General features: G+C 48.9%; 23 protein-coding genes. 17 read left to right on the top strand and 6 right to left on the bottom strand.

Features of this window, described 5'->3' with window-relative positions:
• The first annotated feature begins 13 nt into the window (after positions 1–13).
• The 10 genes from KDN34_RS03890 to KDN34_RS03845 all read left to right on the top strand — a co-directional run bounded on the left by KDN34_RS03890 (position 14) and on the right by KDN34_RS03845 (position 10,061).
• On the top strand, positions 14–838 hold the full coding sequence (locus tag KDN34_RS03890; RefSeq protein ID WP_212595617.1) for a hypothetical protein: 825 nt from the start codon (positions 14–16) through the stop codon (positions 836–838).
• A gap of 168 nt (positions 839–1,006) precedes the next feature.
• The gene (locus KDN34_RS03885; RefSeq protein ID WP_212595616.1) at positions 1,007–1,291 is read left to right on the top strand and encodes a hypothetical protein; all 285 of its coding nucleotides are present in this window, start codon (positions 1,007–1,009) and stop codon (positions 1,289–1,291) included.
• A complete protein-coding gene (locus KDN34_RS03880) occupies positions 1,282–1,563 on the top strand; it encodes a hypothetical protein (RefSeq protein WP_212595615.1) in 282 nt (93 codons plus the stop codon). The genes KDN34_RS03885 and KDN34_RS03880 overlap by 10 nt, the downstream gene beginning before the upstream one ends.
• A gap of 91 nt (positions 1,564–1,654) precedes the next feature.
• A complete protein-coding gene (locus KDN34_RS03875; protein WP_212595614.1) occupies positions 1,655–1,801 on the top strand; it encodes a hypothetical protein in 147 nt (48 codons plus the stop codon).
• 90 nt (positions 1,802–1,891) lie between these two features.
• Complete coding sequence (locus KDN34_RS03870) at positions 1,892–3,331, top strand: ATP-binding cassette domain-containing protein (RefSeq protein ID WP_212595613.1); 1,440 nt, start codon at positions 1,892–1,894, stop codon at positions 3,329–3,331.
• Positions 3,332–3,518: 187 nt separating this feature from the next.
• On the top strand, positions 3,519–3,983 hold the full coding sequence (locus KDN34_RS03865; RefSeq protein ID WP_212595612.1) for a DNA polymerase III subunit chi: 465 nt from the start codon (positions 3,519–3,521) through the stop codon (positions 3,981–3,983).
• Positions 3,984–3,997: 14 nt separating this feature from the next.
• A complete protein-coding gene (locus tag KDN34_RS03860) occupies positions 3,998–6,859 on the top strand; it encodes a valine--tRNA ligase (protein ID WP_212595611.1) in 2,862 nt (953 codons plus the stop codon).
• Positions 6,860–7,167: 308 nt separating this feature from the next.
• Positions 7,168–7,830, top strand: coding sequence for an SAM-dependent methyltransferase (locus KDN34_RS03855; protein ID WP_228730414.1), 663 nt, complete (start codon positions 7,168–7,170; stop codon positions 7,828–7,830).
• A 181-nt stretch (positions 7,831–8,011) separates the two neighbouring features.
• A complete protein-coding gene (locus KDN34_RS03850) occupies positions 8,012–8,269 on the top strand; it encodes a hypothetical protein (protein WP_212595610.1) in 258 nt (85 codons plus the stop codon).
• Positions 8,232–10,061 (top strand): tetratricopeptide repeat-containing diguanylate cyclase, encoded by a 1,830-nt coding sequence (locus KDN34_RS03845; protein WP_212595609.1) that lies wholly within the window; start codon positions 8,232–8,234, stop codon positions 10,059–10,061. The genes KDN34_RS03850 and KDN34_RS03845 overlap by 38 nt, the downstream gene beginning before the upstream one ends.
• 23 nt (positions 10,062–10,084) lie before the next feature.
• Here KDN34_RS03845 and KDN34_RS03840 read toward each other — a convergent pair whose 3' ends face one another.
• Entirely contained in the window at positions 10,085–10,396 is a 312-nt protein-coding gene (locus KDN34_RS03840; protein ID WP_212595608.1) for a DUF1289 domain-containing protein, read from the bottom strand.
• A 253-nt stretch (positions 10,397–10,649) separates the two neighbouring features.
• Here KDN34_RS03840 and purT point away from each other — a divergent pair, with 253 nt between their 5' ends.
• Positions 10,650–11,825, top strand: a complete 1,176-nt coding sequence (purT, locus tag KDN34_RS03835) for a formate-dependent phosphoribosylglycinamide formyltransferase (protein ID WP_212595607.1) — start codon at positions 10,650–10,652, stop codon at positions 11,823–11,825.
• Between the two features lie 55 nt (positions 11,826–11,880).
• Here purT and KDN34_RS03830 read toward each other — a convergent pair whose 3' ends face one another.
• From KDN34_RS03830 to KDN34_RS03810, 5 genes are all read right to left on the bottom strand, one after another.
• Positions 11,881–12,831: a D-2-hydroxyacid dehydrogenase gene (locus KDN34_RS03830; protein ID WP_212596518.1), complete on the bottom strand. Its 951-nt coding sequence runs from the start codon at positions 12,829–12,831 to the stop codon at positions 11,881–11,883.
• Positions 12,832–12,862: 31 nt separating this feature from the next.
• Positions 12,863–13,474: an outer membrane beta-barrel protein gene (locus KDN34_RS03825; protein ID WP_212595606.1), complete on the bottom strand. Its 612-nt coding sequence runs from the start codon at positions 13,472–13,474 to the stop codon at positions 12,863–12,865.
• An 87-nt stretch (positions 13,475–13,561) separates the two neighbouring features.
• Positions 13,562–14,326, bottom strand: coding sequence for a co-chaperone DjlA (djlA, locus tag KDN34_RS03820; protein ID WP_212595605.1), 765 nt, complete (start codon positions 14,324–14,326; stop codon positions 13,562–13,564).
• Positions 14,327–14,393: 67 nt separating this feature from the next.
• Positions 14,394–15,050: an N-acetylmuramate alpha-1-phosphate uridylyltransferase MurU gene (gene murU / locus KDN34_RS03815; RefSeq protein ID WP_212595604.1), complete on the bottom strand. Its 657-nt coding sequence runs from the start codon at positions 15,048–15,050 to the stop codon at positions 14,394–14,396.
• Complete coding sequence (locus KDN34_RS03810) at positions 15,050–16,054, bottom strand: aminoglycoside phosphotransferase family protein (RefSeq protein ID WP_228730413.1); 1,005 nt, start codon at positions 16,052–16,054, stop codon at positions 15,050–15,052. The genes murU and KDN34_RS03810 overlap by 1 nt, the downstream gene beginning before the upstream one ends.
• 163 nt (positions 16,055–16,217) lie before the next feature.
• Here KDN34_RS03810 and lptD point away from each other — a divergent pair, with 163 nt between their 5' ends.
• From lptD to KDN34_RS03780, 6 genes are all read left to right on the top strand, one after another.
• Entirely contained in the window at positions 16,218–18,512 is a 2,295-nt protein-coding gene (gene lptD, locus KDN34_RS03805) for an LPS assembly protein LptD (protein ID WP_212595603.1), read from the top strand.
• A 112-nt stretch (positions 18,513–18,624) separates the two neighbouring features.
• Entirely contained in the window at positions 18,625–19,929 is a 1,305-nt protein-coding gene (surA, locus tag KDN34_RS03800; RefSeq protein WP_212595602.1) for a peptidylprolyl isomerase SurA, read from the top strand.
• A gap of 5 nt (positions 19,930–19,934) precedes the next feature.
• The gene (gene pdxA, locus KDN34_RS03795) at positions 19,935–20,918 is read left to right on the top strand and encodes a 4-hydroxythreonine-4-phosphate dehydrogenase PdxA (RefSeq protein WP_212595601.1); all 984 of its coding nucleotides are present in this window, start codon (positions 19,935–19,937) and stop codon (positions 20,916–20,918) included.
• Between the two features lie 16 nt (positions 20,919–20,934).
• Entirely contained in the window at positions 20,935–21,741 is an 807-nt protein-coding gene (gene rsmA, locus KDN34_RS03790; RefSeq protein WP_212595600.1) for a 16S rRNA (adenine(1518)-N(6)/adenine(1519)-N(6))-dimethyltransferase RsmA, read from the top strand.
• Positions 21,742–21,805: 64 nt separating this feature from the next.
• Positions 21,806–22,183 carry a Co2+/Mg2+ efflux protein ApaG gene (apaG, locus tag KDN34_RS03785; protein ID WP_212595599.1) on the top strand — a complete coding sequence of 126 codons (378 nt, stop codon included), beginning with the start codon at positions 21,806–21,808 and terminating at the stop codon, positions 22,181–22,183.
• A gap of 14 nt (positions 22,184–22,197) precedes the next feature.
• The gene (locus tag KDN34_RS03780) at positions 22,198–23,019 is read left to right on the top strand and encodes a symmetrical bis(5'-nucleosyl)-tetraphosphatase (RefSeq protein ID WP_212595598.1); all 822 of its coding nucleotides are present in this window, start codon (positions 22,198–22,200) and stop codon (positions 23,017–23,019) included.
• Positions 23,020–23,071: the final 52 nt, after the last annotated feature.

Here is a 23,071-nt window from a genome sequence, read left to right as displayed (position 1 = left end):
TGTGACTATCAGGATGGAACCCAATTACCGTCACTACAGCACCGAAGAACTGGAAGATGTGTTTGAGCACATCGATAGTGAGCAATACCCCGAACGCTACCACGCTGTCAGACAGCGGTTATTGCAACGGTATTCGCCAATGTCAAACACGCCGCCAGTTGACGCGGATGCTCCCCCTTCCCCGCCGGCATCAGGGCAAACGACATATGAACACGAGGCAGTACCGGACTGCGTTGATATCGATCTTGCCTTGCTGAAACCGGTAGAAAATAATCAACAACCTTTGGGTGTTTTTCCTTACCTCCTCAGTGGCATCGGCTTTATTCCGTTATTGGGGATCCCTTTTGCGGTTATTGCATTGATTTGGGGGCTGTTAACTTCCCGCCCAGGAGGAAAACGCCTGGCACTTATCGGCTTAGTCGCCCTGCTCAGTACTAACGGTTATTTGTATCTGGTGCTTCATAAAACCAACATTAGCGGCAATGACAACGAACAGCGCCAAACTCAGCAGTTACAGGACAATCTAAATACCCTTTACTCACAAGTAGAGTTATACCGATTTCGCCATGGTGAATATCCGCCGTCATTACCAGCACTGCGACAAGCCTTTCCGCTAAGTAAGGTATCACTACAGGACACCTCTTTTAAAAACAGCCAGGAGGATTTTTATTATCAGCGGCTGGATAGTGAGCACTACCAACTGCTGGCGCGTGGTGATGATGGCAAACCGTTAACCGGCGATGACATCCTGCCCGCTACCGACCGTAATATTAATGATGTGAGTGGCCTGCTACCCAAATCGGCCAGTTCAGCAGAAGGCGCAACTGCTGCTCAGTAATTTGAGCAATTGGCATACTTAACTTGAATTCATACCATAACAGTTCATTGATCTTTATAGCATTTTTTGTTTTCCGAACATTGTCCATAAAAACAACAGTCGCTGCGTTACCACCACATAAAAATATTAAAGGCTGCCAGTAACAGCTCATGCCGAAGGAACGCATTAATGAACTACCTAAAAGGACTCATCATCGCTGCCATTTTGTGCAGTAACCATGCGGCCTATGCCTGTAATCCGCTGCCCAAAGCGGTTGCTGATGCGGTACATCAACATCAGATTGTGATGATAGGTGAATATGATGGGACTAACGAAGCACCGCAGGCTTTTTACGATGTCGTCTGTGCAGCGTTGGCCGACAATCCAAAAGCAATTACTGTCGGCTTAGAGCTGACGGCTATCAAAGGCATAACGCTCACGAATAAAATTCACTACAGCAGTGGTTGGCAGTAGATAAAGAGTCGCAAGGTTCCCATGATGGCCACAGCAGTAAAGCGATGTATCAGTTGCTGGAGAAACTCATAGATGCTAGACAGACCTATCCGCAACGCTCCATATTGCTGTTTAACAGTCCCGCCGACGACCGCGATGCAGTAATGGCACAAAATATTATGGATGACTATCACGGGCAGAAACTGCTGACTTATTCGGGGGATTATCATGCAAAGCATGACGCCTGGTACCACATGGGATCCCCGCGCAATATTCATGGGACAAGGGCTTAAGCAGCACAATCCAAAGCAAATTTACAGTATCAGCTTGCGCTATGCAGGCGGCACCGCCTGAGCTTGGCAAGATACCATTGGTGTGCATACCATGTGGTCAACCACTGCACCAGCACCGTTTACTACTCAAATCCCGACTCATGCCGCTTATAACCTGCGGTGGAATATCGGCCCGGTCACCGCTTCAATGCCATATATCGCAACAGCGGCAGAATACCAGACAAAATCCGGTAGCTGAGACTAAACGCCACGTTAAGTGCTGGCATTCGCTAAGCGATTATTGCAGTATGGAAACCCTGCTGTCGTAATCGTTAACTTTCACAACCAAATGCTTATTCAGAATCTGAAATACCAAACCGCTTCCAGCAAACTGTTTATTGAAGAGTGGCACATTGCCGCGGGTGAACACTGGGGCGTGTTTGCCGGACAAGGCCAGGCAGCCGAACTGCTCGTCGGGCTGCTCAGTGGTGAGTTAACACCACATAAAGGTACGATTGAAGGACTACCCGCCAGCGTGGCTTGTGTGTCGCTGCAACAGCAACAAAAACTATTGGATCAACAGATTGCAGAAGATGAAAGCGACATGCAAAGCGGCGACACTGTATCGCAGATCTTGCTGGATAATGGTTGTGATCTGCAGACACTACCCGAGCTATTAGCGATCACCGACCTAACCCATCTCAAAGATCGTGGTTTTCGCCTGTTATCTACCGGTGAAACCCGGCGCTTAATGCTGGCAAAAGCCATTGCCGGTCAACCGCAATGGTTGATCCTGGATGAGCCTTATGCCGGACTCGACGTTGCCCATCGCGCCGCATTGACCAAACTGTTGCAAACGCTCGCCAAGCATACGCAGTTGCTGCTGCTCACCAGTCGTGAAGATGAACTGCCTGCCTTTATCAGCCATATGGCGTTGTTTGATGACCACCAGCTGACACAAACGCTGAGCCGTGAAGAATGGCAACAGCATCCGTTACTGGCGCAGATGCAGGCGTTATCTGAAGAGAAAAGTGCACGGATGCTGGCGCTGCTAAAGCAGCAAGATCATGCTAATTATCCCAATCCGCTGGTGCAGTTAAATGACGTAAGAGTGGCTTACACCGATTCTCTGATTTTTGAACATGTAAACTGGACGATTAACCGCGGTGAACACTGGCAATTACGCGGTCCCAATGGGGCGGGCAAAAGTACCCTGCTAGGGCTGATCCTGGGTGATCATCCGCAGTGCTACAGCAATGACATCACCATTCTTGGCGTTAAACGCGGTAGCGGGGAAAGCATCTGGGAAATTAAAAAGAATATCGGCGTCGTGTCTTCGTCACTGCATCTGCAATACCGGGTTAACTGCAGCGCCTTAGAAGTCCTACTCTCGGGTTATTTTGATTCCATCGGTCTGTACCAGAAACCCTCTGCGTTACAAATCAGCAATGCGCAAACCTGGCTGGAAATGCTGGAGATGAGTGACTTTGCCAAGACGGGCTTCCGCTCACTGGATTATGGTCAACAACGACTGTTGCTGATCGCCCGGGCGCTGATCAAACAGCCAGCGCTGTTAATCCTTGATGAACCCTATCAGGGGCTGGACTACCTCAACCGCAAGCTGGTGTTTCATGCCCTAAATCGCATCGCCGCCAGTAATATCAGTCAGTTGCTGTATGTCACCCACCATCATGAAGATACACTGGATGCGGTGCAAAACTTTGCTGATTTTGTGCCAGCAGGCAACGGTAGCCATAAGTTAGTACTGACGCCGGCCGCCGCACGCTGACGGCGGTTTACTGCGGGTTAGTCGCGCATTTATCGCCACCGACCCGCAGTTCTGCTTCCCGAAAAACGTTTGCGATAGGACCGGCGGCAGATTCCCACATTCAACTCTTTGTTAACCTTTAACCTATCACCCCCTTTGGTGTAGAATCCCCCATTCCCGAATGGATCTCCAAAGGCATTGCTGATACATGAGCCAAGCACTGTTTTATCTGCTGCCCGCAAATCCGGCCGCCAATGTCAGCGAACAGGTGTCGCTACTGGCCTGCCGTTTGGCACAGCAGTATTTTCAGCAGGGGCAATGGCTATATGTGCATTGTGAAGATCAGCAGCAGGCGTATCAGGTTGATGAGTTGCTGTGGCAATTTGAACCCACCGCATTTGTGCCCCATAACCTCAAAGGAGAAGGGCCAAAAAACGGTGCGCCGGTAGAGATAGGTTTTGACAGACTTGGCCCCAATGTGCGGCGGCCAGTGCTGATCAATCTGGCAAGCGAGGTCCCAGCATTTGCGGGCAACTTCAGCCAGATCATTGATTTTGTTGCGGGTGATGAAGCACAAAAACAGCAAGCGCGAGCGCGTTACCGCCAATATCGCACTCAGGGCATAGCGCTCAACACTCAAGATTTAGCAACACAACCCATTAATTTTGTTTGAGAAAACTGGTTCCCATGGAAAAAACATATAACCCCAAGTCGATTGAGCAGGCCCTTTACCAAATCTGGGAAGAGAAAGGCTATTTCAAACCCAGCGGCGACAGCAGCAAAGGCAACTACAGCATCATGATCCCGCCGCCAAACGTCACCGGCAGTCTGCACATGGGCCATGCGTTCCAGGACACCATCATGGACACGCTGATCCGTTATCAGCGCATGAAAGGGAAAAATACCCTGTGGCAAGTGGGAACTGACCACGCGGGTATTGCCACCCAGATGCTGGTTGAGCGCAAGCTGGAAGCCGAACAAGGCAAGAGCCGCCATGACTTGGGCCGTGATGCCTTTATCGACAAAGTCTGGGAATGGAAGGAACAATCTGGCGGGACCATCACCAAACAGTTACGCCGTATGGGCGCGTCTGTTGACTGGGATCGTGAACGTTTCACCATGGACGCTGGCCTGTCAAAAGCGGTACAGGAAGTGTTTGTCCGTCTCTACAAAGACAATCTGATTTACCGTGGCAAACGCCTGGTGAACTGGGACCCGAAACTGCACACTGCGATTTCCGATCTGGAAGTGGAAAACAAAGAAAAACAGGGCCACATGTGGCACTTCCGTTATCCACTAGCGGGTGATGCGCTGACCGCCGATGGCAAAGATTATCTGATTGTTGCCACTACCCGCCCGGAAACCATGCTCGGTGATAGTGCCGTGGCGGTGCATCCAGAAGATGAGCGTTATGCATCGCTTATCGGCAAAGAAATCATCCTGCCTATCGTCAATCGCCGCATTCCGATCATTGCTGATGAATATGTCGATCGTGAATTTGGTACTGGTTGCGTGAAGATTACCCCAGCGCACGATTTCAATGACTATGAAGTCGGCAAACGCCATAATCTGCCGATGTTTAGCATCATGACCCTCAACGGCGATATCCGCAGTATTGCTGAGGTACTGAACAGCGATGGCAGCCAGAACACCACGCTGGATAACAGCCTGCCAGAACGCTACGCTGGACTGGAACGCTTCAAAGCCCGTGACGCTGTGGTGGCCGAGTTTGAAACCCTGGGTCTACTGGAAAAAATCGAACCTCACGCCCTGAAGGTGCCTTATGGCGACCGTTCCGGCGTGGTAATCGAACCGTTGCTGACTGACCAATGGTATGTTTCGGTTAAGCCGCTAGCAAAAACGGCCATTGAAGCCGTAGAAAACGGTGATATCAAATTTGTGCCGCAGCAGTATGAGAACATGTATTTCTCCTGGATGCGCGACATTCAGGACTGGTGTATCTCCCGTCAATTATGGTGGGGCCACCGTATTCCGGCCTGGTATGACGAAGCAGGCAATGTTTACGTCGGCCGCAACGAAGCAGAAATTCGCGCCGAATACCAACTGGCTGACAGCATTGCACTGCGCCAAGATGATGACGTATTGGATACCTGGTTCAGCTCTGCGCTGTGGACCTTCTCCACCCTCGGCTGGCCAGAACCAACACCTGAACTGAAAACCTTCCATCCCTCAGATGTGCTGGTGACCGGCTTTGACATCATCTTCTTCTGGGTGGCGCGCATGATCATGATGACCATGTACTTCATCAAAGACGAAGATGGCAAGCCGCAGGTGCCGTTCAAAACCGTGTATGTCACCGGCCTTATCCGTGATGAACAAGGCAACAAGATGTCCAAATCCAAGGGCAACGTGCTGGACCCGCTGGATATGATCGACGGTATCGATCTGGAATCGCTAGTCCAAAAACGTACCGGCAACATGATGCAGCCACAGTTGGCCGCCAAGATTGAAAAGAGTACCCGCAAAGAGTTTGCCGATGGCATTGAAGCCCACGGTACAGACGCGCTGCGCTTTACTTTAGCCGCCATGGCGTCAACCGGCCGCGACATCAACTGGGATATGAAGCGTCTTGACGGCTATCGCAGCTTCTGCAACAAGCTGTGGAACGCCTCGCGCTATGTGTTGATGAACACCGAAGAGCAAGATTGTGGTCAAAGCGGTGGTGAAATGACACTGTCACTGGCGGATCGCTGGATCATCAGCCTGTTTAACGAAACCGTGAAAACCTTTGATGACCACATCAATGCGTTCCGTTTCGACCTAGCCGCCAACACTCTGTATGAATTTACCTGGAACCAGTTCTGTGACTGGTATCTGGAGCTGACCAAGCCGGTATTGCAAAGCGGCAGCGAAGCTGAATTGCGCGGTACTCGCCACACACTGGTCACCGTACTGGAACAATTGCTGCGCTTAATGCACCCATTGACGCCATATATCACCGAAACTATCTGGCACCGGGTGAAACCACTGGCCGGGGTTGAAGGTGAAACGCTGATGTTGATGCCCTTCCCTGAATATCAGTCAGCTAAAGCCAATCCAAGCACACAGGCGGATCTGGAATGGGTGAAACAGGTGATCACCGCGGTGCGTAACATTCGTGCCGAGCTCAACATCGGCCCCGGCAAGCCACTGAACATGCTGCTGCGTGGTGTCAGCGTTGAAGATCAAGCGCGATTGGATGCCAATCAGTCATTCTTGATGGCACTGGCAAAACTGGAATCTATCCGCGTACTGACCGCCGATGAAACTGCGCCTATGTCTACCACGCAATTAGTGGGTGAAATGGAGCTGTTGATCCCGATGGCAGGCCTTATCGACGTTGCCGCTGAAATGACACGTATTGATAAGCAGCTGGAAAAACTCACCCAGGAAATGGCCCGGGTGGAAGGCAAACTCAGTAATGAAGGTTTTGTCGCCAAAGCACCTGCAGCGGTGCTGGAGAAAGAACGCGCCAAGCTAGCAGAATTCAAACGCGATCAGGAAAAACTCTCCGAACAGAAAGCCGAGTTAGCCAAACTTGAAGGCTAATTAAACTAAGACATCGAGAAGAAGCGGCCCATTGGCCGCTTTTTTGTTATGCACTACCTAACTCAGAACTGCATGATTGTTTTCGTACAACATCCTCTTTAGAATGCCAACTAAATGACGATAGTAAGATAACCGGCAGGCATATTTGTCAAACTATAGTCAGCACGTTCAAGCGAGGCATTACACATACACGTCCGGGTAGCTACGCTGATGCACGGTGAGTTTTTTCAAAGGACTGGCAGCTGTACTAAAACAGCAATATAAATGCGCTTGAATACCCAATAAGATGGACAAATTCGGGACAAATAATGACAGGCAGTCTTTATTGTGTAGGTGTAGGAATGACGCTCGGGGCACATATCTGCCCGCTGAGTCGCAGTTACATCGAGAACGCTGATGTAGTGTTTTCAGGCGTTTCTGACGGATTTGTCGAACTCTGGTTACGTGAAATTCATCAGGATGTTCGCAGTTTGCAGCCCTTCTACGGCAAAAATAAATCTCGCCACATTACCTATCGCGAAATGGTCGACACCATGCTCGATGAAGTCAAGCAAGGAAAGAATGTGGTCGGTGCTTTTTACGGTCATCCCGGTGTATTTGCCAAAGCGCCCCATGATGCCATCGCCCGTGCCAGAGAACTGGGCTACGAAGCCAAAATGATCCCCGGTATTTCAGCAGAAGATTGCCTTTACGCCGATCTGGGCATGGATCCAGGCAAGCAGGGGTGCCAGCATTACGAGGCCAGCCAATTTATGCTGTATAAGCGCCGGATTGATCCCACTGCCATGCTGATTTTGTGGCAGGTGGGTCTGGCGGGTGATCTGACCATGGGGATTGAAGCCACTGGTGCCGCTGAACGCCGGTTATTACTGGAGATCCTCGCGCAAGATTATCCACTGGAACATCCTGTTGGTTATATGAGGCTGCAACGAGTCCATTGCAAACCCCACGAATGGAACAGACGCCGCTGAAATCATTGGTATTTGCTGATATCTATCTACACACCACATTGGTGATCCCACCTTTGACCCCGATGATCCCCAATCCACTGCTGCGGGCGCGGCTCCAGCAACTCCAGCGGAAAGACATACATAAGGTGACAGCACATAAAAACAACGTAATCCCATTCGATACAATTAGGAGTAAACACTGATGATGGATGTGATCGCTTTATTGGAAAAACTTGGTAGTGATGCAACATTATTACAGCCTGAAAAACTTGAGCAGCTATTACTGAAAAGTGAATTAAGCGATGAACAAATTTACTGTATAAAGACACGAGACTTAACAGGTTTAAGAACTGAACTGAACATCGAGAATACTGTTATATGCTGTGCTCAAGCAGTACCCGATGAGGAAGAACCAAACGAAGATGAGCAACCCCAAAAAGATGATGCGGTTAACGGTTAACCGTTATTTCAAACTCATAATATTGTTGCTTTCACTGGCTTCAGTTTCCACTTTAGCCAGTGACTTCATGCTGCAACTGAAAGCCGCAGATGAAATTCGTTCAAGTGATCCCCGCACCTTTAGTGTTAAGTTGAATGAAATACGTAAACATAGCCTCGAACTATCAGAACAAGAAACATACTACCTACAATATCTTTCAGGTTATGAGCTCGCTTTTAAAGGAGATATCGACGCCGCGATCAGCATTTATAAGAATTTACTACAATCAAATGCCGACCAGGAACAAAAATTCAGAGCCAAAATTTCAATTGTCAATGAGTTTGCGATCCTGAAGAATTGGATTGAAGGACTTCAGTACCTAGATGACGCTTTAAAACAAAAGGAGTCCATAAAAAATGAACAACTACAATCACTTTCTATAATGATTGCAGCAATATTTTATAATGCTCTGGGTCAGTATCAACTGGGATATACCTATAGTGAACAACTAAAAAAAATTGCAACGACTGAACGCCAAACATGTTTTGCGGCCCAACTAGCACTCGATGCGGCTAGTCAATTAGGCCATGTAAAAGCTTCTGCTCAAGCATTCTCTGATGCAATAACCCAATGTGAAGCTAATGGTGAGATATTGATGGCAAGCATTATTATTGGGGTTCAAGCAAAGGGTTATCTATCAGATGGTCACCCAGAAGAGACCCTCACAAAGTTAGAACAACAAATGCCCTTGCTGTTAAAAACGGGATATCAACCAACTATTGGAGAATATTACTCCGTCCTCAGTGAAGCTTATTGGCAGTTAAATATGCAGGGGAAAGCATTCCGAGCCGCCAATAACGCAGTAAAAGTCCAAAGTTCTCAAGCTCCATTGAACGGCGCTAGGACTAGAGCTTACAAGGTGCTGTACCAGTATTACCGTAGTCACGGAGATAATGCCGCGGCCCTGGATGCATATATTAATTACGCTGAAGCCGATAAAGCGAATCTTGATGAAATCAAAACCAAGACCATGGCTTATCAGTTAGCACAACACCAAAGTATTGAGCAGCAAAATCGTATTACTTTGTTGAACCAACAAAATAAAGTACTGACGCTGCAACAAAAGCTGGCGGAAAACGAAAGCCATACACAACGAGATTTGATTGTGGCGCTAATTTGCGTGATTGCGCTATTAATCCTTGGTGCCGCACAATCCTGGCGTAACCAACGCCATTTTCGCAAATTGGCTGAATATGATGGCCTTACCAATATCTTTAGCCGTACCCATTTCACTGCGCTGGCGCATCAACTGCTGGAACGTAGTCAGCAACATCAAGAGCCAGTAAGTTGCGTGATGTTCGATATAGATCACTTCAAACAGATTAACGACAGCAAAGGCCATAAAACCGGTGACTGGGCACTCCGCAATGTGGCGCAAGTGAGTCGCCAGGTATGCCGACATAACGATGTGTTAGGACGTGTCGGCGGAGAAGAGTTTTGTGTTTTGTTGCCGCAGACCAATATCATGCAGGCGAAAGAGATGGCTGAACGTTTAAGGCTACGCCTCGTTGAGCTCTACACCCGCGATAGCGGCTATGATTTCAGTCTGACGGCCAGTTTTGGCGTTGCAGAAACCAGTGGTTCCAGTTACAAATTAGAAGCGCTGATGCATGATGCCGACCAAGCCATGTATCAGGCCAAACTACGCGGTCGTAATCGGGTTTGTATATTTGCTAAAGAGGAGTGCAGCAGTCTGGAGCCAGCGATGCTACCCGTCACGACAACGCCAACCGTGAATATCAGCCAGTCGTAACATTACCAAGAATCAATTACTCGTTATTCCAATTTAAAATCGCTGAAATCTAGGGTTTCGCTGTCGCGTCCTGCATCCTCAAAATGCAACTGCTGATTCAGTGCTGCCACCTCTTCACGTTGTTGTAATTGACGTTGTTTCAAAATCGCCAGTTGTCGGCGACGCTTACGCGCGTTACACAGACGGATCACATCAGCTTTTTGTGCATTAGATAAATTCAGCCAACCAAAGCGCTCATCGCGGCTGCGCATACAACCTTTGCAATAGCCGCGTTCATCTGACTGACAGATGCCAACGCAGGGACTGGGAATATCAAAAAACGCCAGCTGTTCCATATTTCGTCGCTTCAATTACCTGTAAGTTTTACTGTTTATACACATCAAAACCGCATGACAGTGTAGTTTAGGTATATCATTAGTTGCTTAAAAAGGCGATTTTCGCTACCTAGATGGTGCTGAAACACCCTCACAATTTTATGTGATTTTCATCACATTTCAATCAGCATGCTGCAAGCGCCCGCTGCAAATGAGTAAACTAGCGGGCATCACGCCGTAGGGCGTTTCACAATAACCACAAAGGTACCCACAAATGATAGGCACTCCCCTGTGTGAAGGCGCCAAGCGCGCGATGTTGCTCGGCTGCGGAGAGTTGGGCAAAGAAGTTGCGATTGAACTGCAACGGCTTGGTGTGGAAGTCATTGGTGTAGATCGCTACCCGAATGCACCGGCCATGCAGATAGCCCACCGTTTCCACGTCATCAATATGTTGGATGGCGCAGCTTTGCGTCAGGTTATCGCCGACGAACAACCGCATCTGGTGATCCCGGAAATTGAAGCAATTGCCACGCAAACGTTGGTCGAGCTGGAAGCTGAAGGGCTGCATGTGGTGCCGACAGCGCGTGCGACTCGGTTAACCATGGATCGTGAAGGGATCCGCCGCCTTGCGGCTGAAACACTCGGTCTGCCAACCTCGCCATATGTTTTCTGCGATACAGAAACCGAATTTAAGGCAGCGGTAGCGCAAATTGGCATTCCTTGTGTTGTGAAACCAGTGATGAGTTCTTCCGGCAAAGGCCAGAGCATTATCCGCAGTGAAGATAAAATCGCTAGTGCCTGGCAATATGCTCAACAAGGTGGCCGCGCCGGTCAGGGCCGTGTCATTGTCGAAGGATTTGTGCCATTTGATTACGAGATTACCCTGCTGACTATCAGCGCAGTTAACGGCATTCACTTCTGTGCGCCGATAGGTCATCGCCAAGAAGATGGTGACTACCGTGAAAGCTGGCAGCCGCAGATGATGAGTGAGTCAGCATTGGCAAAAGCCAAAGAGATTGGTCAGAAGGTGGTGACCGAACTTGGTGGCTACGGTTTATTCGGCGTAGAGCTGTTTGTTAAAGGCGATGATGTTTACTTCTCGGAAGTCTCCCCACGCCCACATGACACCGGAATGGTTACCTTGATCAGTCAGGATCTGTCCGAATTTGCGCTGCATGTGCGTGCGATTCTCGGGCTGCCAATTGCTAACATTCAGCAACACGGCCCCAGCGCTTCGGCGGTAGTGCTACGTGAAGGCGATTCCTGCAATATCCGCTATGACGGTATTGCCGAAGCATTAGCAGAACCAGATACCCAACTGCGCCTGTTTGGTAAGCCGGAAATTCATGGACGCCGTCGTTTGGGAGTCGCGCTAGCGCGAGATAATGATGTACAAAGCGCCATTGAAAAGGCACTGCGCGCCGCAGCCTGCGTCAAGGTCACGTTCTAAGTATTACATAAACAAACGCCCGCATTGCCGGGCGTTTGTTCTCGTAATAACAGTGTTAGTTCACCTGATTCTGGGTCTTACCCCGCAGATACGCCGCCACATTATTGATGGCAATATCCATTAACTTTTGTCGCGCTTCGGTTGTTGCCCAAGCACTGTGTGGGGTAATACTGATATTCGGCGCGGTGATCAGTGGATTGTCAGCTTTCGGCGGTTCGCTGGACAGCACGTCAACACCCGCGCGAATCCGCCCAGCATGTAGCGCCTCTGCCAGCGCCGCTTCATCGACCAGACCGCCACGCGCAGTGTTGATCAGAATCGCGCCTGGCTTCATCAGCGCGATAGTTTCTTTATTGATCATCCCCGCTGTGGTATCGCTCAACGGGCAATGCAGTGACATAACATCCGATTGCCGGTACAGCGTCTCCAAATCCACCTGAGTGACACCTTCCGGCAACCCTGAGCGTGGTGAGCGTGTGTGCAGCAATACTTTCATCCCCAGCGCCAACCCGATGCGGACGACCTGAGAACCAATATCGCCATACCCCACAACGCCCAAGGTTTTGCCACTAAGCGATGTCAGTGGTGCCAAGGTAAAACAAAAATCGATGCTATTGGTCCAGTCTCCACGAGCAACAGCTTCATGATGACTGGCAACCTGCTGTGTATGATGCAGGATGTGGGCAAAAACCATCTGCGCCACTGCATCCGGGCCATAAGCGGGAACGTTAGTCACCACAATTCCCTGCGCTGCTGCCGCCTTCAAATCCACGACATTGTAACCAGTGGCCAATACGCCAATATAACGCGCATCTGGTAACTGCTTTAAGGTCGCCGCATCCAATACGGTTTTATTGGTCAGTAAAATTTGCGCCCCTTTTGCTCTGGCGACAGTGTCTACGGCCGGGGTGCGATCATATACCTGTAATTGGCCTAACTTAGCCAGTGGTTCCCAAGAAAGATCACCGGGGTTAAGGGTGTAGCCATCAAGTACCACAATCTTGATTGCTTCGGTCATAGCAACTATCTCCTTTTGTCTAAAACTGTAACGTCAATCCTATATTGGCCTGTCCTTGCCACACAGCATCACCACTGTAATACCAAGCACATTGCTGACTTTGTTCACAATCATACCCGTTGTTATTACCAACGAAGGTAGCAAATCCGCGAATTTCAGTCATTAACGCAAGGTTATCTGTCAGCAGTAGCTGCGCACCGACGCCAAAACTCATCGAAAAATAGTTTGAAGCATCCAATGACTGCGCGGGTTTGAGACGAGTAAGTCCAAAACTGCCGGTCATATATGGACGAAAATCGCTGCGGGAAAAGTACAAGGTACCACCGGTGTGCCAGTAATCGACCGAAAACTCATCAAGCCGCTGATCGACACTATTTACTTGTTGGATAAGATCGGTTTGTTGATGACTGTATAACACGTAACTGTTGGCTAAAGGCGACACAGTTAAACCGACAATTACGCCATAATGGGCCGAGTCTTCAGCTTTACCACGGTTGTAGTAATCGGTGCTATTTACATCAACACCCTGACCACCAAAACTATAACCACCGAATGGCGTCACATACAGGCCTTCAGCGCTGGCACTGCAACACAATAAACCCAACAACAGTATTCCGTAGCGTTTCATCATGCGTTTCCCCCAACGGGCTGCAACGTGAATTTATACAACCGTGAAAATGCAGGCGCCTACTCTGAATTCCTTGTCATGACATCAGGCTTAGCGCATACCACGCGCTAATCGCACTCGCTCATAAGCAGCCTGAATATCCTGAGCTTTACGTTTCGCAATTTCCATCATTTCTTCCGGCAATCCTTTCGCCACCAGCTTATCAGGATGGTATTCATTCATCAGTTTACGATAAGCGCGCTTAACCTCTTGATCGCTAGCGGAAGGTGTCAGACCCAACACATGGTAGGCATCGTGCTCAGAAGGAGCATTGTTGTTGGGCTGCTGAAAGTGGAACTCTCCCTGCCAACGACGCAGCAACGCGTCCAATTGGGCCTGACTGAAGCCCAGCTCACGGGCAATAGTCTGTAAAATAGCCAGTTCTTTAGGGTGCAGCTCGCCGTCAGACAGTGCCGTCTGAATCTGGATCTCCAGAAACATCTGCTGCACCTCGCGGCGACCAAACGTCAGCGTGCTAAAACGACGCAGACACTGCTCCAAATCAAAGTCAGCCGCTTTGCCTTCGCGAAAAGCCTGCTGCGCTTCACGGCGTGCGTTGCTGTCCAGTCGCAGGGTATCCATCAGCATTGATGCGATACGAATATCATTTTCGGTGACGCGACCGGATGCTTTAGCGATATGGCCCATCACCGCAAAGGTGGTATTGAAGAACTGCGCCTGGCGCGTTACCGCATCACCACCGTCTGACATACGCTTGTCAAACTGATGGCCTAACCAGATCCCCAGTAATGCACCGAAAAAGCGGCCGAACATAAAACCAATCACGCCGCCAAAGAATTTTCCCCAAATTTGCATGGTTTATCCTGTCTTTCTACACATCCGCAGCATCAGCCAATGTGTTTGTATTCTTAACTAATGGCGCTTACGCGAGACGCTGTTCTAACGCCTGCAGGCGTTCCATCGTACCGACATCACACCAATATTTGCGCCAATGCTCACCACTGACACGGCCTGCAGCAATTTGTGCCTTTAAGAGTGGCCCGAGTGCGAAACGCTGTTCCGTTATCGCGGAAAACAGTTGTGGGCGATAAATACCGATACCGGAAAACGTCAACTTGTCGTCACCGCTGGCTTGCAGCGTGTTACCAGCTAGCACAAAGTCACCCTGAGGATGATGCGGCGGATTGTCCACCAGCCACAAATGGGCCAGGCAATTGGCCGCCAACTCCGGCAGCGATGGCAGTTGGTCGATATAAATATCACCATTGATCACCAAAAAAGGTTCTGTTCCCAAAAATGGCAACGCCTGTTTGATGCCGCCACCGGTCTCCAACGCTTCGGCTTCAACACTATACTGAATATTCACACCAAAGCGACTACCGTCTCCCAACGTCTCCATCAATAACGGAGCTAACCAGGCGCAGTTTATCACAACCTCATGAATCCCAATTTCAGCAAGGTGTCGCAGATGGTAGGTAATCAATGGTTGACCGGCGACTGGAACAAGTGGTTTGGGTAAGGTATCTGTTAGCGGCCGCAGCCGCTCTCCACGGCCAGCAGCCAGGATCATTGCGCGCATCAACTATTCTCTCCACACAAAGGCAACAAACGTTGCCGTACCCACTGGCTGAAAGAAAACAGCTCGGGGTAGCGCTCACTGATATCGGCTACATATGCCAGTGTAAGCGGAATATCCTTGATATAGCCTGACTTGCCATCACGATGTAATAACCTTGCGAAAATACCCGCCGCTTTGAGATGGCGCTGCAATCCCATCAGATCGAACCAGCGGCAAAACTGCTTCGCACTGGTTTGACGGTCCAGCAAACCAAGGGTAATACAATGCTGATAATATTCATCACGTAGCGCATCTACGACCGCATCCGGCCAGCGAACATAACAGTCACGAAGCAATGAAACCGCATCGTAGGTGATGGGGCCCAGCACCGCGTCCTGAAAATCGATCACATACAACTGCTTCTCCATCACCATCAGATTGCGACTGTGAAAATCGCGATGCATACCGACCAATGGCTGCGCCAAGGCATTTTCAGTGAGCAATGCAAACACTTGTTGTAATTGCTGTATTTCGGCGTCACTTAGCGTTAAATGCCAATGTTTCGCCAGTAACCACTGCGGAAAAATCTCTAGTTCCCGTTGCACAAACGCCGCATCATACTGAGGCAACGGCCCTGAAATGCTGGCTTTCACCGCGGCAATTTGCGGCAGCAACGCCAGCGCCTGTTGATACCAGCGTTTGACATTGTCGGAAGTCAACAATGACAACAACGACTGGTCGCCCAGATCCTGCTGCAAAATAAAACCCTGTGTTGCATCCACCGCGATAATCGCCGGGACAGGTATTCCTTGCCGATGATAAGCATCGGCTAACGCCAAGAATGGCCGGTTATCAACCTTTTCAGGCGGGGAATCCGCAACGATGTAGGATTTATCAGCGGTTGTTACCCGGAAATAACGGCGGAAACTGGCATCCCCCGAAATCAACTGCATGTCTACAGAAGCATCAAACTGCTGCTGTAACCATTGCTTTAATTGAAGAAATCTGGCGTCCGACAAGGTCACCTCGTGGCTCTTGGGATAAAATTGCTTTATTATAGCGGCGGAAAAAAACAGGAAACAGCCCATGATTACAGAGTTTTTCATTGGCTGGCGTTGCAACTATGCGGATGCAACTATACTCTCCGTGACACGATTCCAGACACAGAAGATCCTATAAAGACCCAAGATGCGGAAGCGACTTATACTGGCATTGAGCCTCGTCACCCCCATGGCCGTAGCAGCCACCGATCCTCAACAGGAAGAAACCTACGGCCAGTGCGTTATTGTGCCCCCGGTTCCTTATAATCCATCGGCACAGAACGACGCCAAAAAGAATAACCAACGCATTGAAATTTCTTCTGATTATTCAAAGACTACCATAGGTCACAGTGCGACATTTGAGGGCGATGTTGCGTTGTCTCAAGCTGATCGTCGGATTACCGCCGATAAAGCTGAAGTTGATCAATTAATGCAACAACTAAAGGCAAACGGTAGCTTGGTATTTCAGGATTCTATGGTGACAGTCACGGCTGACTCGATGGAAGCCCAAATGCGCTCCAATGTCGCCACCTTGTCCGGAGCCCAGTATTGGCTCCACGGTCAACAGTTGCACGGCAAAGCCCAAAGTCTGCAAATAACCAAAAACAACAATCTCATTTTGCAAAACAGCAGCTTCACGACCTGTCCACCCGATGATGAATCCTGGATACTGGAAGCTCGACGCATCCGCATCGATTCAAAAGATGAATGGGGGGAGATCTGGGATGCGAAGCTAAGGGTCGGTGGCGTGCCGGTGTTTTATATGCCGTATATGACCATCCCGATCACTGATAAACGTAAAACCGGTTTTCTGTTTCCGTCATTCAGTTCCAGTACCACCAACGGTCTTGAAGTGTCCACGCCGTTTTATTGGAACATCGCGCCCGAATATGATCTTACCTTTACCCCAACTTACATGAGTTCGCGCGGTTTATTTACCAAAACGGAATTTCGTTACTTAGCCGGCGAAGATCAACAGGGCCAGCTCAATCTGGAATACCTTGGAAGCGATGGCATGCTGGAAAATAGCCCTAACCGCTATATGATCCACTGGCAGCAGCAAGGGGAACTGAACAAGAACTGGCGCATTCGTTCCAACTTTACCGATGTTTCTGATAACAACTATTTTAATGACTTAAAATCCGATGTTAACCGCGCTACAGATAACCAGCTAAACCGTGTTGGCGACCTTGGTTACTATACCGATAACTGGGATTTTGGCGTACGGGTACAAGACATTAAAGTGCTGGGTGAAGACGAAGCCCCGTACCAGGTGATGCCACAGCTCACCTATAATTTCCGAGCGCCGCAGTTTTGGCATGGTCTGGATTTTAACCTGTATTCCGAGTTAACCAACTTTGAACACCGCGGTGAAGACTGGAATACGGCCGATCGGCTGCATCTGGAGCCCACAATCACCCTACCACTTCAGGGACCGGCAGGATCACTGACCAGCGAATTGAAACTGCTGCAAACCAATTATTGGCAACACAATATTCAGGACGATACGCTGAAGCAGTCAGTGAGCCGGACATTGCCACAAGTTCGGGTTCATGGTCAGATTAACTTTGAACGCCAGACCAGTTACTTTGATGATAACTATCGGCAGACACTGGAACCTCAGTTTCAGTACCTTTATGTCGGCTATCAAAATCAGGATGGCATCGGCATTTACGATTCAGCCGATCTGCAACAAGATTATATTGGGCTATTCCGTGATCGCCGCTATTCCGGACTCGATCGCATCGCCGACGCCAATCAGTTAACGCTCGGTCTGACCACCCGCTTGTTTGATGAACATAATCTGGAGCAACTAAAATTCAGTCTCGGTCAGATCATTTATTTTGATAATAGCAAGGTCAATCTCTATTCAGATCAGTTGCAAGACGACAGTTCAACATCAGTGCTAGCGTCAGAATTGGATGCTCACTTGTATAGTGACTGGTTCATCAGTGGTGCCATTCAATACGACACTACCAACAAATCTACTAAGAAAAGTGAAATCACGCTGGATTATCGTCCGGGCGCAAACAAACTGGTGCAGTTGAGTTACCGATATGTGCCAGATCTATTGAATACCAATACCAATGACCGCGTCGATATCTCTCAGACCGGATTCCGTACCACCTGGCCGGTGACTGACAGCCTGTATTTTGTCGGTAACTGGTATTATGACCTCAATGAAAAACGCTCTGTGGAAACCTACACCGGCTTTCAATACGAATCCTGTTGTTGGGCAGTACGCTTAGCCTATCACTACCACATCAAGACCAATTATCAGGACAACTATAATCCGGCGATCAACAACCGCGAGTTGTTTGAAACAGGATTTTATCTGAACTTTGTTATCAAAGGCTTGGGTGGTACAGGCCCCTTGGGCGTCAGTGATATGATGAACGACGGACTGTTCAATTACCGTAAACCACTTTATCTGAGGAATTAGTGCAGAATTGTGGTAGATTGCTGAACCTCAGACAAAACTGACAGTCAAAACTGGACAACTGCGGCTGCGCAATAGCGGCTGACCTAATAAGAATGTGGCAAGGATTTTGTTAATGACCCCCAGTAAAAGTTTATTGTTTGCATTGTGTACTCTTGTACTGAGCCAATTTGCGATGGCAGCACCACAACCGTTGGACCGTATTGCGGTACAGGTAAACAACGGGGTAATTCTGGAAAGTGAAATCCAGACGATGATGACCCAGGTCAAAGATGATGCCCAGAAAAAGGGTCAAAAACTGCCATCGGACGATGCCCTGCGCACCCAGGTTATTGAACGTCTCATTCTGACTAAACTGCAATTGCAAACTGCTGAGCGTATTGGCCTGCATATTGGGGATCTGCAACTGGATCAGACAATTGCCAATATTGCAAAGCAGCAGAATATGACAGTGCCAGAGCTGCAAGCCAAGGTTGAAGCTGATGGTCAGAGTTTCAGCCAATACCGTGAGCAGTTACGAGAAGACATCACGCTGGGTGAAATTCAGCGTATTCAGGTGCAGCGCCGTATCCAGGTGTCGCCACAGGAAATTGATAACCTGGTCAAACTGATCCAGGAGCAGGGGTTGAAAGATGTGGAATTCCAGATCGGTCATATCCTGATCGAAGTGCCCGCCAATGCCACACCTGATCAAGTTGAAAATGCGCGTAAACGTGCCGATACCGTATTATCCAGATTGAAAGAAGGCGCGGATTTCCGTGAGATGGCGATCGCTGCGTCAGCTGGTCCTAAAGCGCTGGAAGGCGGTATTTGGGATTATATGAACATCAACGAAATGCCAACACTGTTTGCTGAAGTGGTAAACGGTGCGAAGAAAGGTGACATCATCGGCCCAATCAAAAGCAGCGCTGGCTTCCATATCATCAAAATCATGGATGCGCGCGGATTGGAAACCAAAGAAGTACAGGAAGTTAAAGCTCGCCACATCCTGTTGAAGCCATCACCCATTCTCTCCGAAGAACGCGCTAAGGCGACCCTTGAGAAATTCATTAAGGATATCAAGAGTGGTAAAGAGAAATTTGAAGATCTGGCCCGTAAATATTCTGAAGACCCAGGCTCTGCTACAAAAGGTGGCGAATTGGGTTGGGCTGAACCAAGCATTTATGTTCCTGAATTCGCCCAGACACTCGCTCAACTGAAAGAAGGTCAAATCAGCGAACCTTTCCGTTCCTCTTTTGGCTGGCATATCGTCGAGCTTGAAGGCCGCCGCACCACTGACGCCACTAAAGAGTTCAACACAAACCGCGCTCATGAATTAATATTCCGTCGTAAATTCAACGAAGAATTGCAGAACTGGCTGGACGAAATGCGGGCGAGCGCATACATTGAAATTCTTGATTCTCAATCTAACAGAGGTTAAGCAGATTGGACACTAAACGTATTGCCATCACCGCCGGTGATCCCGCCGGGATTGGCCCGGAACTGGTAGTACAATTGGCTCAGCGCAGCTGGCCAGCAGAGCTGGTGGTCTGCGCCGATCCGTCGCTGTTACAATCCCGCGCAAAAATGCTGGGACTGAGTCTACAGCTCCGTCCATATCAACCGTCACAACCGCCAAGGCCACAAGAGGCCGGTACACTCACTATCGTACCGTTTCAGATGGCCGTTGAAGCGCGCTGTGGTGTGCTTGACGAACAAAACAGTACCTATGTAGTAGAAACCCTTAGCTACGCCGGTGAAAAGAATATGAGCGGTGAGTTTGATGCCGTGGTCACCGGTCCTGTGCACAAGGGCATTATTAACCAGGCAGGCATTCCCTTTTCTGGTCATACTGAATTTTTTGCCCACCAAGCCGGCTGTAAAGATGTGGTGATGATGCTGGCTTGCCCTGGTCTTCAGGTTGCCCTGGTTACAACCCATATTCCGCTTGCCTATGTTGCTAAAGCGATTACCCGTGACCGTCTGCATCAAGTGATTAATATCCTGCATCACGATCTGGTTAATCGGTTCGCCATCGAAAATCCGAAAATATACGTCTGCGGCCTGAATCCTCATGCAGGAGAAAATGGTCATCTGGGCCGTGAGGAGTTAGATGTGATAATTCCGGCACTCGATGAGTTGCGTCAGGAAGGAATGCATATCGTCGGTCCACTGCCTGCCGACACCTTATTCCAGCCAAAATACCTGGAAGATGCTGACGTAGTGCTATCGATGTACCACGATCAAGGCTTGCCTGTGTTAAAATCCATGGGATTCGGAAAATCCGTTAACATCACACTTGGATTGCCTTATATCAGAACCTCTGTTGATCACGGTACTGCACTGGAGTTAGCGGGCACCGGTAAAGCAGATCTCGGCAGTTTTGTCTGCGCGCTGAATAAGGCTATTGAACTGGCGCATAAGAACTGATCCCCACAGAGCATTAATGAGCAATAAAGTACATTTAGGCCATACGGCCAGGAAACGTTTTGGTCAGAATTTTCTGACTGATAGTAATATTATCAACCGCATTGTTGCTGCTATCTCGCCAGATAACGAGCACGTAATGGTTGAGATTGGTCCCGGATTAGCCGCATTGACTGAACCGGTTGCGGAAGGCATCGACCGCCTTACCGTCATCGAGCTCGATCGTGACTTAGTCGAACGGCTTAAACATCACCCAGTTCTCAAAGATAAATTAGAGATCCACCAAGGTGATGCCCTGCAATTCGATTTCAATAAGCTGTTGCAGCCAGGCAAAAAGCTCAAGGTGTTTGGCAACTTGCCTTACAACATCTCTACGCCATTGATGTTTCATCTGTTTAGTTTTGCTGAACACATCGCCAACATGCACTTCATGCTGCAAAAAGAAGTGGTGTTACGTTTATCAGCGGCACCGGGTAGCAAAGCATACGGTAGACTGACCGTCATGGCCCAGTATTACTGCCAAGTGGTGCCAGTACTTGAAGTGCCGCCACAAAGTTTCACGCCACCGCCCAAAGTTGATTCGGCCGTTGTGAGATTAATACCCTATGAGCAGAAGCCATGGCAATGCCATGATGTACACTTATTAGAAAGTATCACGGCTACTGCCTTTAATATGCGGCGGAAGACATTAAGGAACAATCTTAAGCAGCTATTCAGTGATGAAGATTTTGCCACGCTCAATATTGATCCTGGGATGAGACCCGAGCAGATTAGCGTAAGTCAATACGTCGCACTGGCTAATCACCTATACCAAAAACAACAGTAAACTGCAGGGACGCCAAATGGCGTCCTTTGTTTCCCCCGTCAAGTCACATGCCATAGGAAGGGAAATGAATCAGCAAGCACCAATAAAAATCGAGGTTAAAACCGAATATATTGCCCATCAGTCTGCCCCTGAAGAAGACCGATATCTGTTCAGCTATACCATTACCATCGTCAATTTGAGTGACGAAAACGTCACCTTGAAGAGCCGCCACTGGATTATTACTGACGCTAACGGTAAAAAGACAGAGGTACAAGGGGCTGGTGTGGTTGGAGAAACGCCCAAAATTCAACCAAACACGGCGTATCAGTATAGTAGTGGTACAGTGTTAGAAACTCCCCTTGGTTTTATGGAAGGTCGATATCTGATGGAAACGGATCAGGGTCACAGCTTTTATGCCCCGATAAAAGCTTTTCGCCTGGCTGTACCCGGAATGATCCATTAGGAAGGAAAGTTGTAGTGGCAAATTATTTTGTAGGCGATATTCATGGTTGTTTCAGCGAATTAAAAAAACTGCTGGAAGTTGTTGATTTTAATCCATCACAAGATGTTCTTTGGTCCGTTGGGGATCTGATTGCCAGAGGACCAGAGTCACTCGCGACATTGCGCTATTTTGAGCATCTTGATAACGCTGCAAGAATAGTGCTTGGCAATCACGAATTGAATCTGTTTGGGATTAACGCCGGATTTCGTAGCCCCCGCCCATCTTGCCAGTTAACTGAGCTTATCCAATCCGATGACTTTCCACGGCTATTGGAGTGGCTTCGATTACAGCCGTTATTGCAAGAGATGCCCGAACATCAGCTGGTAATGACACATGCGGGAGTTCCGCCACAGTGGGATCTAGCCGCGTTGCGACGAGAAGCTACTCGCGTATCTGATGCCCTGCAACGTGCAAACTACCTCGAAGCAGTCATCAGCCCCATGTATACTGAAGCGCCCGAGGGATGGCATGCAGATCTGCAGGAGTCTGAATTGATCCGCTACTGCATCAATGCACTTACCCGTATTCGTTTTCTCTACACCGATGGCCGATTGGATTTTGCCTGCAAATTGCCCCCGGATGAATGTGATATAGAAGAGCTAAAGCCTTGGTTCAAATTTCCTTCGAAAACCGATGAATTAACTAAGGTTTTTGGCCATTGGGCGGCGTTGATGGGCGAGACTGGCAACGCCAAAATCCAAGCACTGGATACCGGGTGCTGCTGGGATCAATATCTTACACTTTGGCATCTGGAATCGAATCAAAAAATCACCCAGTCCAGGTTGAAAAAAGGTTAAACTAACGCGATTTTTGGCCGATATTTTAGCGATTGCGCTTTATAAAAATTAA

The organism is Shewanella yunxiaonensis, assembly GCF_018223345.1.
GTDB lineage: Bacteria > Pseudomonadota > Gammaproteobacteria > Enterobacterales > Shewanellaceae > Shewanella > Shewanella yunxiaonensis.
Note: the sequence above shows the minus strand (reverse complement) of the source record. Positions and strands in the feature narration are given on the sequence as shown.

What these genes read in the sequence shown, in the direction of transcription:
- lptD (WP_212595603.1), top strand. Translation starts at nt 16,218, where the DNA reads ATGCGGAAGCGACTTATACTGGCATTGAGCCTCGTCACCCCCATGGCC.
- KDN34_RS03840 (WP_212595608.1), bottom strand. Translation starts at nt 10,396, where the DNA reads ATGGAACAGCTGGCGTTTTTTGATATTCCCAGTCCCTGCGTTGGCATC.
- KDN34_RS03850 (WP_212595610.1), top strand. Translation starts at nt 8,012, where the DNA reads ATGATGGATGTGATCGCTTTATTGGAAAAACTTGGTAGTGATGCAACA.
- KDN34_RS03870 (WP_212595613.1), top strand. Translation starts at nt 1,892, where the DNA reads ATGCTTATTCAGAATCTGAAATACCAAACCGCTTCCAGCAAACTGTTT.
- KDN34_RS03885 (WP_212595616.1), top strand. Translation starts at nt 1,007, where the DNA reads ATGAACTACCTAAAAGGACTCATCATCGCTGCCATTTTGTGCAGTAAC.
- apaG (WP_212595599.1), top strand. Translation starts at nt 21,806, where the DNA reads ATGAATCAGCAAGCACCAATAAAAATCGAGGTTAAAACCGAATATATT.
- surA (WP_212595602.1), top strand. Translation starts at nt 18,625, where the DNA reads ATGACCCCCAGTAAAAGTTTATTGTTTGCATTGTGTACTCTTGTACTG.
- djlA (WP_212595605.1), bottom strand. Translation starts at nt 14,326, where the DNA reads ATGCAAATTTGGGGAAAATTCTTTGGCGGCGTGATTGGTTTTATGTTC.
- KDN34_RS03845 (WP_212595609.1), top strand. Translation starts at nt 8,232, where the DNA reads ATGAGCAACCCCAAAAAGATGATGCGGTTAACGGTTAACCGTTATTTC.
- KDN34_RS03825 (WP_212595606.1), bottom strand. Translation starts at nt 13,474, where the DNA reads ATGATGAAACGCTACGGAATACTGTTGTTGGGTTTATTGTGTTGCAGT.
- murU (WP_212595604.1), bottom strand. Translation starts at nt 15,050, where the DNA reads ATGCGCGCAATGATCCTGGCTGCTGGCCGTGGAGAGCGGCTGCGGCCG.
- KDN34_RS03855 (WP_228730414.1), top strand. Translation starts at nt 7,168, where the DNA reads ATGACAGGCAGTCTTTATTGTGTAGGTGTAGGAATGACGCTCGGGGCA.
- KDN34_RS03865 (WP_212595612.1), top strand. Translation starts at nt 3,519, where the DNA reads ATGAGCCAAGCACTGTTTTATCTGCTGCCCGCAAATCCGGCCGCCAAT.
- KDN34_RS03890 (WP_212595617.1), top strand. Translation starts at nt 14, where the DNA reads ATGGAACCCAATTACCGTCACTACAGCACCGAAGAACTGGAAGATGTG.
- purT (WP_212595607.1), top strand. Translation starts at nt 10,650, where the DNA reads ATGATAGGCACTCCCCTGTGTGAAGGCGCCAAGCGCGCGATGTTGCTC.
- rsmA (WP_212595600.1), top strand. Translation starts at nt 20,935, where the DNA reads ATGAGCAATAAAGTACATTTAGGCCATACGGCCAGGAAACGTTTTGGT.
- KDN34_RS03875 (WP_212595614.1), top strand. Translation starts at nt 1,655, where the DNA reads ATGTGGTCAACCACTGCACCAGCACCGTTTACTACTCAAATCCCGACT.
- KDN34_RS03860 (WP_212595611.1), top strand. Translation starts at nt 3,998, where the DNA reads ATGGAAAAAACATATAACCCCAAGTCGATTGAGCAGGCCCTTTACCAA.